General features: G+C 59.5%; 10 protein-coding genes and 2 pseudogenes. 7 read left to right on the top strand and 5 right to left on the bottom strand.

The genetic code is table 11. The annotated features are described in order from the left end of the window. Positions 1-78: 78 nt before the first annotated feature. Both R6X40_RS30590 and R6X40_RS30595 read left to right on the top strand, forming a co-directional pair. Positions 79-735 (top strand): annotated as a pseudogene (locus R6X40_RS30590) (transposase); the annotation flags it as partial. A gap of 409 nt (positions 736-1,144) precedes the next feature. Next, a pseudogene (locus tag R6X40_RS30595) lies at positions 1,145-1,318 on the top strand (class I SAM-dependent methyltransferase); the annotation flags it as partial. A 173-nt stretch (positions 1,319-1,491) separates the two neighbouring features. Here the strand turns inward: R6X40_RS30595 and R6X40_RS30600 are convergent. The 4 genes from R6X40_RS30600 to R6X40_RS30615 all read right to left on the bottom strand — a co-directional run bounded on the left by R6X40_RS30600 (position 1,492) and on the right by R6X40_RS30615 (position 4,005). After that, on the bottom strand, positions 1,492-1,989 hold the full coding sequence (locus R6X40_RS30600; RefSeq protein ID WP_318418862.1) for a DoxX family protein: 498 nt from the start codon (positions 1,987-1,989) through the stop codon (positions 1,492-1,494). After that, the gene (locus R6X40_RS30605) at positions 1,986-2,768 is read right to left on the bottom strand and encodes a DUF2063 domain-containing protein (RefSeq protein WP_412178500.1); all 783 of its coding nucleotides are present in this window, start codon (positions 2,766-2,768) and stop codon (positions 1,986-1,988) included. The genes R6X40_RS30600 and R6X40_RS30605 overlap by 4 nt, the downstream gene beginning before the upstream one ends. After that, positions 2,765-3,652 (bottom strand): DUF692 domain-containing protein, encoded by an 888-nt coding sequence (locus tag R6X40_RS30610; RefSeq protein WP_318418864.1) that lies wholly within the window; start codon positions 3,650-3,652, stop codon positions 2,765-2,767. Before R6X40_RS30610 ends, R6X40_RS30605 begins: the two co-directional genes overlap by 4 nt. Positions 3,653-3,717: 65 nt before the next feature. Continuing rightward, positions 3,718-4,005 carry a DUF2282 domain-containing protein gene (locus R6X40_RS30615; RefSeq protein ID WP_318418865.1) on the bottom strand — a complete coding sequence of 96 codons (288 nt, stop codon included), beginning with the start codon at positions 4,003-4,005 and terminating at the stop codon, positions 3,718-3,720. On the opposite strand from R6X40_RS30615, the gene R6X40_RS30620 reads away from it, so the two are divergent. From R6X40_RS30620 to R6X40_RS30640, 5 genes are all read left to right on the top strand, one after another. Next, on the top strand, positions 4,004-4,156 hold the full coding sequence (locus R6X40_RS30620) for a hypothetical protein (RefSeq protein WP_318418866.1): 153 nt from the start codon (positions 4,004-4,006) through the stop codon (positions 4,154-4,156). The two genes, R6X40_RS30615 and R6X40_RS30620, sit on opposite strands and share 2 nt — an antisense overlap. A 37-nt stretch (positions 4,157-4,193) precedes the next feature. After that, on the top strand, positions 4,194-4,730 hold the full coding sequence (locus tag R6X40_RS30625; protein WP_318418868.1) for a sigma-70 family RNA polymerase sigma factor: 537 nt from the start codon (positions 4,194-4,196) through the stop codon (positions 4,728-4,730). A 2-nt stretch (positions 4,731-4,732) separates the two neighbouring features. Beyond that, entirely contained in the window at positions 4,733-5,371 is a 639-nt protein-coding gene (locus R6X40_RS30630) for an NrsF family protein (protein ID WP_318418870.1), read from the top strand. A 536-nt stretch (positions 5,372-5,907) separates the two neighbouring features. Beyond that, the gene (locus R6X40_RS30635) at positions 5,908-6,615 is read left to right on the top strand and encodes a glutathione S-transferase family protein (protein ID WP_318418872.1); all 708 of its coding nucleotides are present in this window, start codon (positions 5,908-5,910) and stop codon (positions 6,613-6,615) included. Between the two features lie 75 nt (positions 6,616-6,690). Then, complete coding sequence (locus R6X40_RS30640; RefSeq protein ID WP_318418874.1) at positions 6,691-6,993, top strand: antibiotic biosynthesis monooxygenase; 303 nt, start codon at positions 6,691-6,693, stop codon at positions 6,991-6,993. Between the two features lie 124 nt (positions 6,994-7,117). Here R6X40_RS30640 and R6X40_RS30645 read toward each other — a convergent pair whose 3' ends face one another. Continuing rightward, on the bottom strand, positions 7,118-7,666 hold the full coding sequence (locus tag R6X40_RS30645; RefSeq protein ID WP_318418875.1) for a cytochrome c biogenesis protein CcdA: 549 nt from the start codon (positions 7,664-7,666) through the stop codon (positions 7,118-7,120). Positions 7,667-7,872 lie beyond the last annotated feature (206 nt).

The raw sequence follows: 7,872 nt of genomic DNA on the forward strand, positions 1-7,872 counted from the left end.
GATAAACTCACCCAGCCAGCGACACAGGATTCTCATCCAGATTGTCGCGCGCCTCTCATCCAGATCGCCGCGCCACAGCTTCTGACCGGTCGCAAACTGCTGCAAGCTAAATTGCGTGACGTGGAGTTGAGCATTCGGGGCACTTTGCGTGGCTATGGTCTGAAGGTCGGCGATGTGAGCCGCGGTCAATTTGAAGGACGGATATTGGAGCTCGTCGACGGACATCCTGTGTTGGAGACCGTCATCGGTGCTATGTTGCATGCCCGTCATGCACTTTGGAACGAGTTCACCAAGATGCATCGTGAGATGCTGAAGATCGTTCGCCAGGATCGGGTCTGCCAGAGACTTATGACCACGCCGGGGGTTGGCGCACTCGTTGCCATCACCTATCGCTCGGCGGTCGACGACCCTGGTCGGTTTGCAAAATCCCAAACTGTCGGAGCATACTTCAGATTAACGCCGAAGAAGTACCAATCCGGCGAGACGGATCTGGACGGTGGCATCAGCCGGGTCGGTGACACAATGGTGCGCACGGCCCTTTACGAGGCGGCCCACATCATGCTGACCCGCGCCACTCGGTTCTCGGCACTGAAGCGATGGGCAGTCGATGTGGCAAAGCGGCGTGGCATGAAACGCGCCAAAGTCGCGCTTGCCCGCAAGCTTGCGACAGTCCTTCATTGTCTGTGGGTGGATGAGACCGAGTTTCGTTGGGGCAAAGAAGCCTCCGCGGCATAAATAAAGGCATCGAGACGAAGCAATTGTAATTTTGTCTCAATGAGGTCCCGTCACCGGGACGAGAGCCTGGCAAGGTCGTAAGTAGTGCTGTGATGCCTCGGTAATCACGCCGCCTAGATTGACCTGCCGGTTCTGATCTTATGGCATGGTGTGGCGGCCTTCGTGTTGACCACGGACAGAAGCATGATCCTGGTGACGAGATTTTGGTACTGAGGGACTTGATTGGCCCAGGAAGCACGCATTACCTTATATATGCGCCGATCAAGGGCTCCTTTCGCCCGACTCTCCTTGACGATGGCTGCCAGCTTGTCCTTGCCGACGTCGGGAAGGACGTCGCAGACGCGGCCAGCCGGTTCGTTTATCGAGGCAACGGCAATATCGACCAGTAATCTTTCCTTTCCTTGCCGTAGTGACCTTGACGGATCAGATTGGGAAAGCTGGACTGGCGCTCACGCAGATTGAGCATTTCGGCAAATCCTATGCCCAGACCATAGCAGACTGGGGGATACGTTTCGACGCCAGCTGGCCGTCGATCGCGGCAATGGGTTTTGACGACCGCTTACCGAGGCTATGGGATTATTACCTCTGTTATCCATCATCAAAAACGACTATCCGGCGAGAGGCGAATACGCGGGCGCCGTGTGAACAAGTCTTGTCCGCCATCGACCCGGTCAGCAAAGCGCGCGTCGCGCAACCGATGGCTCGAGCAGCATGGCCAACTTATGCACGGCGGCCCGAACAGGTTGCAAACGCATGTCACTTGCAGCGTGGCATGACAAGCGGATCAACCGCGATCCTGCCCCCGCCGAACACAACCAGTGCCAGCGCCATCGCCGCCCAGGGCAGGTGGAAATTCGCCCAGCCATCTGGAATGCTGAGCTGGATGATCGCCGTCATCAGCAGCAAGCCGAGGGCGGCAAAGCGTGTCGCCAGACCAAGGATCAACAAAATCGGCAGGATCAGTTCGCCGATCCCCGCTGCCGTCGCCATCGCCAATGGAAATGGGTAGGGAATTTCGCTGCCGAAGATATGGAGTTTGAACTCCTGTTCGAAGAGATATCTTGCCCCCTGCGAAAGCGTCAGGAATCCGTCCCATTTTGTCAGTCCCGACTTGAAAAAGGGTATCGCGAGCGCGAAGCGCAGTGCCAGCAGGGGCAGCGATTGGGGAACGGCGGCGAGCAGGCCTTCGGCACGTGTGACGAGGGCGGCAAGGGCAGCGCCAGAGCCGTGTGAGGGGGCTGCTTCGGTGTTCATGGGACGTTTCCTTCATCCGGTTGGAGGGCGCTGAATGCACCGAGACTGGCAAGACCCATCAGCGCCGCTCCGAAATCGAATGCGGGGCCAGCGGCAAATGCCGCTTCTGCCGCCGCGCCAAGAGTGGCGGCGTTGAACAAGGAGGTTGCAAAGACAGCGTCCTGCGGCGGCAGGATATGGACGTTGACGGTCATCTCCGGCCGAACCACCAGGACGACCTGCGGCCGCCAGTCGACAACCGGCGTAACCATGTCCCGCTGATGCGCGCTCCAGATGGAGCCAGCAGGAAATTCCGATTGAATCAAGCCCGCTGAAGGGTGCGGGACGAGCCGCAAGTCCGCTAGCATCTCGGGCGCCACAGCTGCGAGTACCGCAAGGTCGAGCGCTAAGGTGTCCACCGCGTGATAGGCCCGCGTCCAGGCGGCCTCGATCCGGGCGACGTCGGGCAGATAGGCCAGTTCGCTTGCGGGCGGGAAGGCTGCGATAAAGTCCGGGAAGTTGCTGCCGTATTCGATCATCAGCGGCGAGGCCGGCTTGTGGTCCTGGGCATAGGCACGGGCCATTGCCACAAAGAATTCAGAGCCAACGAGCCGCTCCGTCACCGGAAAGCGTTGCGCCAGTGCCTTTGTCAGCCCGACAAAGACGTTGTTGCGGTAGACGGCGAACCGTGCTGCGTCAGCCCTGCCGCGTGCGCTGGTGATGCCGTCCGGCACCGGCCGGTCGGCATGCAGCAATGCATCGGCAAAGGCGGTCTGGCTGGTTGCGAAGTCCATGATCATGCCGCCCGGATCCGACGTCCGTTGCGGCGGAGCGCTTCGGTGGCGAGCATCGCATCCGCGCGTGCCGCCTCCGCCTGCAACGTCGCGAAATCCGGGACGTCGTTGTCCCATTCAATCAGCGTCGGCAACGGTCCGCTACGCGCAAGCGTGTGCTGGTAGAGCGCTACCACGTCGCTTTTCACCGCCGTACCATGGGCGTCGATCAGCAACCGGTCGCCAGCGTCGTCGATGGTCTCGTCATAGCCTGCAAGGTGGATCTCGCCGACCAGCTCAACCGGGAAGCGGTTGATATAGGTGGCGGCATCGAGCCGGTGGTTCACCGCCGAGACCATGACATTGTTAACGTCGAGCAGCAGGCCGCAGCCGGTGTGCTGCGCAATTGTCGCCAGAAAGTCGATTTCGTCGATCGTGCTGTCGGCGAACAGCACATAGGTCGACGGGTTTTCCAGCAGCAGTTCTCGTCCGAGCGCCTGCTGCGTTTCATCGACATGGTCGATGACACGGGCGAGGGTTTCCGGTGTATAGGGCAGCGGCAACAGGTCGTTGAGAAAGCCCGTGGCGTGCGTCGACCAGGCCAGATGTTCGGAGAAACTCTGCGGCCGGTAGCGATCGATCAAGCGCCGCAGCCGCTTCAGATGCGCCTTGTCGAGCCCGTGTGCCGCGCCGATCGACAGACCGACACCGTGCAGCGAAAGCGGATAGCGCTCCGTGATGGCTTCAAGATAGCGATGCGGCGGCCCGCCAGCGCCCATGTAGTTCTCGGCGTGCACCTCAAAGAAACCGACATCTGGCCGATCGGCCAGGATAGTCTCGTAGTGCTCGGGCTTGAGGCCCAGGCCGGCGCGCGCGGGCAGGGCGGCGGCTCGAGTTTTTGAAGCAGTCATTGCGGTTCTCCCCGGAATGGTCGGCTAAGGATGGAGGCCCGGATAGCCGGGCCTCCGATTGGGGATCAGCCCTTCATGGGTTCCAGAGTACCCATGTGGCCATCGACGTTCATGGTGGTGCATGTGCCGGCTGGCACGGCCTTCCAGGAGTTGGCCTGATAATCCATCGTCGAAGTGCCCGCGCAGGTCGTGCCGGCGCCCGCAGCGCAGTCGTTCTGACCCTTGAGCGCGATCCCGTAGCATTTTTCGTTGCCGACCATTTTCTCCGCCGGCAGCGGCGCGGCGAAGGCAACGGACGCAATAGCGGTGGCGAGCGAGCCGGCGAGGGCTAGGGTGAGCGTGGAACGGTTCATGGATGTTCTCCTCTTGGAATTTCCGCGTGCCGGTTATCGGCCGCGTAACCTTCCTTTCGATGTGGCGGAGCCTGCTGTTACACACCCCACCAAACACGAATTCGTGATCGACGGTGTGGCTTGGTTGGACAATATTTCGGCTGCCGCGTAACAAGATGGCCTCTGCGCGCGTATGGGAGAGACAAGGGTTGAACGGCCGAGACGAAAGAGAACTTGCCATGCTGCTGCGCGCTGCGATCGCAGGGGACGAGAAAGCCTACGCCGCCTTTCTGGGACGCACCGCCGCCATCGTGCGCGGCTTCGCGCGCCGGAAGATCGTGCAGGGCGGCGTCGATCCCGAGGACATCGTGCAGGAAACGCTGCTGGCAATTCATATGAAGCGTCATACCTGGATCTCTGACGCGCCCGTCTTGCCCTGGGTTTATGCGATCGCACGCTTCAAGCTGATCGACGCCTTTCGCAGGCGTGGCCGCCGCGTCGAGATCGAGATCGGTGACATCGCCGAGACGGTCGCCCAGTCGGAAGCCGAGACAGTGAGCGACCGAGAGATCGGCCGTGCGCTGGATGGGTTGGCGCCAGGCCAACGTTCTGTCGTTGCCGCGATTTCGGTCGAGGGGCGCTCGATCGGCGAGACGGCCGAGAAGTTCGGTATGACCGAGACGGCGGTGCGCGTGGCGTTGCACCGGGGTTTGCGATCGATTGCGAAAAAGTTTGGACGGAGCTGAAAATGCAGACCAACGACCTCGTCAATGCCCTGAAGGTAGATGTAGCAAAGCAGGCGATGCCACTTGGCTATGCGTGGTGGGTGGCGATCGTCACTGCGACGATCATCGCGGCGGGCGTCTTCTTCGTTCTGATTGGTCCGCGTCCCGACTTCGCTGTGGCCGCCCATACGCTCCGGTTCCTGTTCAAATTCACCGTCACGCTCACGCTTGCCGTCGTCGCCTTTACGCTCTTGCAGGTGTTGTCGCGTCCGGGTTCCAATGTCAGACGCGTCGCGCATTGGCTCGTTCTGACGCCGGTCCTTATCGGCGCTGCGGTGATGGCCGAACTGTTCGTCGTGCCCCCTGATCAGCTGCTCACGGTCTGGTGGGGCAGCAACGTCTATGTCTGCCTGACCTTCATCCCGTTGATCGGTCTCGGCCCGCTGGCCGTTTTTCTGACGGCTCTTCGTCACGGCGCGCCAACACGTCCTGGTCTTGCCGGAGCCGTTGCTGGCCTGCTTGCTGGCAGCATCGCCGCAACCTTCTACGCCGCCCACTGCACCGACGATTCACCGCTGTTCGTCGCGACCTGGTACTCGATCGCGATTGCCGGACTTGTGGTGCTCGGTACAATCCTCGGCCGCCGCGTTGCGCGCTGGTGAAGTCTCCCCACGTCCGCTCTTAGCCATTCGGGCTGGTGTGAGCAGCGTCCCGCAAGGACCGATCCGCGGCTGACTGACACGGCTACCCAAAGACAAAGAGCCTCAAAATGTGGTGGCTCGTTTCGCGAACACTTCAAAAAGATGTCCTCTTATTACATCGGCAATCTCGTCGGTGGAAAATGCCTTATCCTGCGGGTAGGGATTTCAATTGAAAAACTGGTAGTGCGGGAATAAAACAAGTCTGAAAGCGCAACCGTATGGTGAAAACAGGCAGCTAAGCGAGCGTCTTTTCGGGAGCCTTCGCGGTCGGCTTCGAGATTGATGCACATGAAATTCTGGCTACTTCTGGGTCGAACGAAACCTTCCAATAAAGCGGCCTTTCGCTGTGTATCTCTGGTGTCTGCCAGACTTTTGCGCGATCGCGTGATTCGTGATTGGACGTTATCGTTCTGCCGTGATTGCCTGCGCTACGAGCGTAGCCTGCGGCTAAACAAATCGGCACAAATCGGCTTACTCTTTCGTAAAGCGAAGGTCCCATGATCCATTTTTATTTTCACCCGACGCCGAATCCCGCAAAGGTTGCTCTCTTTCTTGAAGAAGCCGGTTTGCCCTACGACGTCCATCCGGTTGATACGAGCAAGGGCGAGCAGCATTCCCCGGATTTTCGTGCCATCAACCCGAACGGAAAAGTGCCTGCGATCATCGACACTGACGGTCCGGGTGGAGGGGATGCCCGTGTTTTCGATTCAACGGCCATCCTGCTGTATCTGTCTGAAAAGACAGGGCGCTTCCAAGGCGCGCCCGCCGACCGCCCTGAGCTGCTCTCATGGATGCTTTTTCTTGCATCGGGTCTGGGGCCGTTTTCAGGTCAGGCTGTCCATTTTCAGTTTGCCGCGGCCGATAAGTCGCCCTACGCGACAAGCCGCTACCGCAGCGAAGCGGAGCGGCATTATCGTGTCCTAGATACGCATCTTCAGGGGCGCGACTATCTGGTTGGCGGGGACTATACGGTCGCCGATATGTCTGCCTGGGGTTGGATCGATCGCGCATCGCGGGTGTTGAAAGGCTTGGACGAACCGCTTGCCGATTATCCAAACATCAAGCGATGGTTTGCAGCCATCGACGCGCGTCCGGCTGTCGCACGGGCGCGCCTGGTCGGGGCGGATCATGTTTTCAAACGTGAAAACGACGATGAGACGAAACGAGCGCTCTTCCCGTCCAACTATGCTGCTCTCATCGGCTAAGTGCCACCAGTCCTGTTTGCGGCAAGACGCGCAATTCAATCATCCAGCTCTTTTAACACCAGAGGAGACACCATCATGACCACAGTTGCTTTGTATGTTGAGTTAAAGGCTAAGGCCGGCAAGGAGGAAGATGTCGCTGCTTTTCTCAAAAGTGCCGAAGCGCTTGTCGATCAGGAGGCGCAGACGGTTGCCTGGTTTGCCGTGCGGTTTGACAAAAATACTTTCGCCATCTTCGACGCGTTCGACACCGAGGCAGGCCGTCAGGCGCATTTGGGCGGTCAAGTCGCCGCAGCATTGATGGCCCATGCCGACGAACTGTTGGAAATGCCGCCAGAGATCAAACGCCCGGAAGTGTTGGCCGATAAACTCCCGGGTTGAACAGACACCGTCAGCCGCCGCGTGGCGACCGGGATACGTCCGATCGCCACGCGTTGAACTTACATCTCGCTCTGATCTTCGTGACTTCTTCTGTGAAGGGAACGTGGGCGACTGAGACAGCCTGCTAAAAGCGCGTCGTCAACGCCGTTAGCCATGACGGAGAGTGGGAAACGATGACCGCTTCAGCCTTCTTGTCGAGCCGGCTGACAATCAGCAGCCCGACAACGATCAACAGACCGCCAAGGAAAACTTTTCCGCCTTGGCCGGCACCCAGCAGCCAGCTGCGCGAGCGCAGCAGCGTATCTCGAGAGAGAAAGCCGAGCAGCAGAAGCGGCAAATTCGCACCCAGACCGAATATCAGCATGGTTGCGGCGACTTGGCCGAGGTTCTTGCCACTGGCGGCCAGCAGCGATGCTGCGCCGAGCGTCGGCCCGACACAAGGGCTCCAGACGGAGTCGAGCAGCAGGCCGACAAGAAACTGACCTTTCAGTCCGCCTGCATCGAAATCGCCATACCGCTGCTCGGTCCAGTTTCCGAACGGGCTTGCGGCACTTGCCAGATGCGACTGCAGCGTAGGCACCATCAGCACTGTGCCGATGCCGATCATGATTACCCCACCGATCATGCGGAAGACGGTCAGGTACAGCCCGATTGAAAAGCCGATGACCGCCACGAACAACCGATCGTAACGAAGGATAGGCCAAGTCCCAGGGTAAGGCTCAGTTCTGCGTGGAAACCAACAACCAGATTAACCTACAAAAGTTCCATAAATTAGATTATGCAAACGGCGATTTGAGCAAATCCCGGACAGCATTAACCGCCGTTGACAGCGAATGAACAGTTATGTTTCCTCTTGCCGGGTAGCTGCCTTCCCCCGAG

This window comes from Rhizobium sp. PL01 (assembly GCF_033447125.1).
Classification (GTDB): domain Bacteria; phylum Pseudomonadota; class Alphaproteobacteria; order Rhizobiales; family Rhizobiaceae; genus Pararhizobium.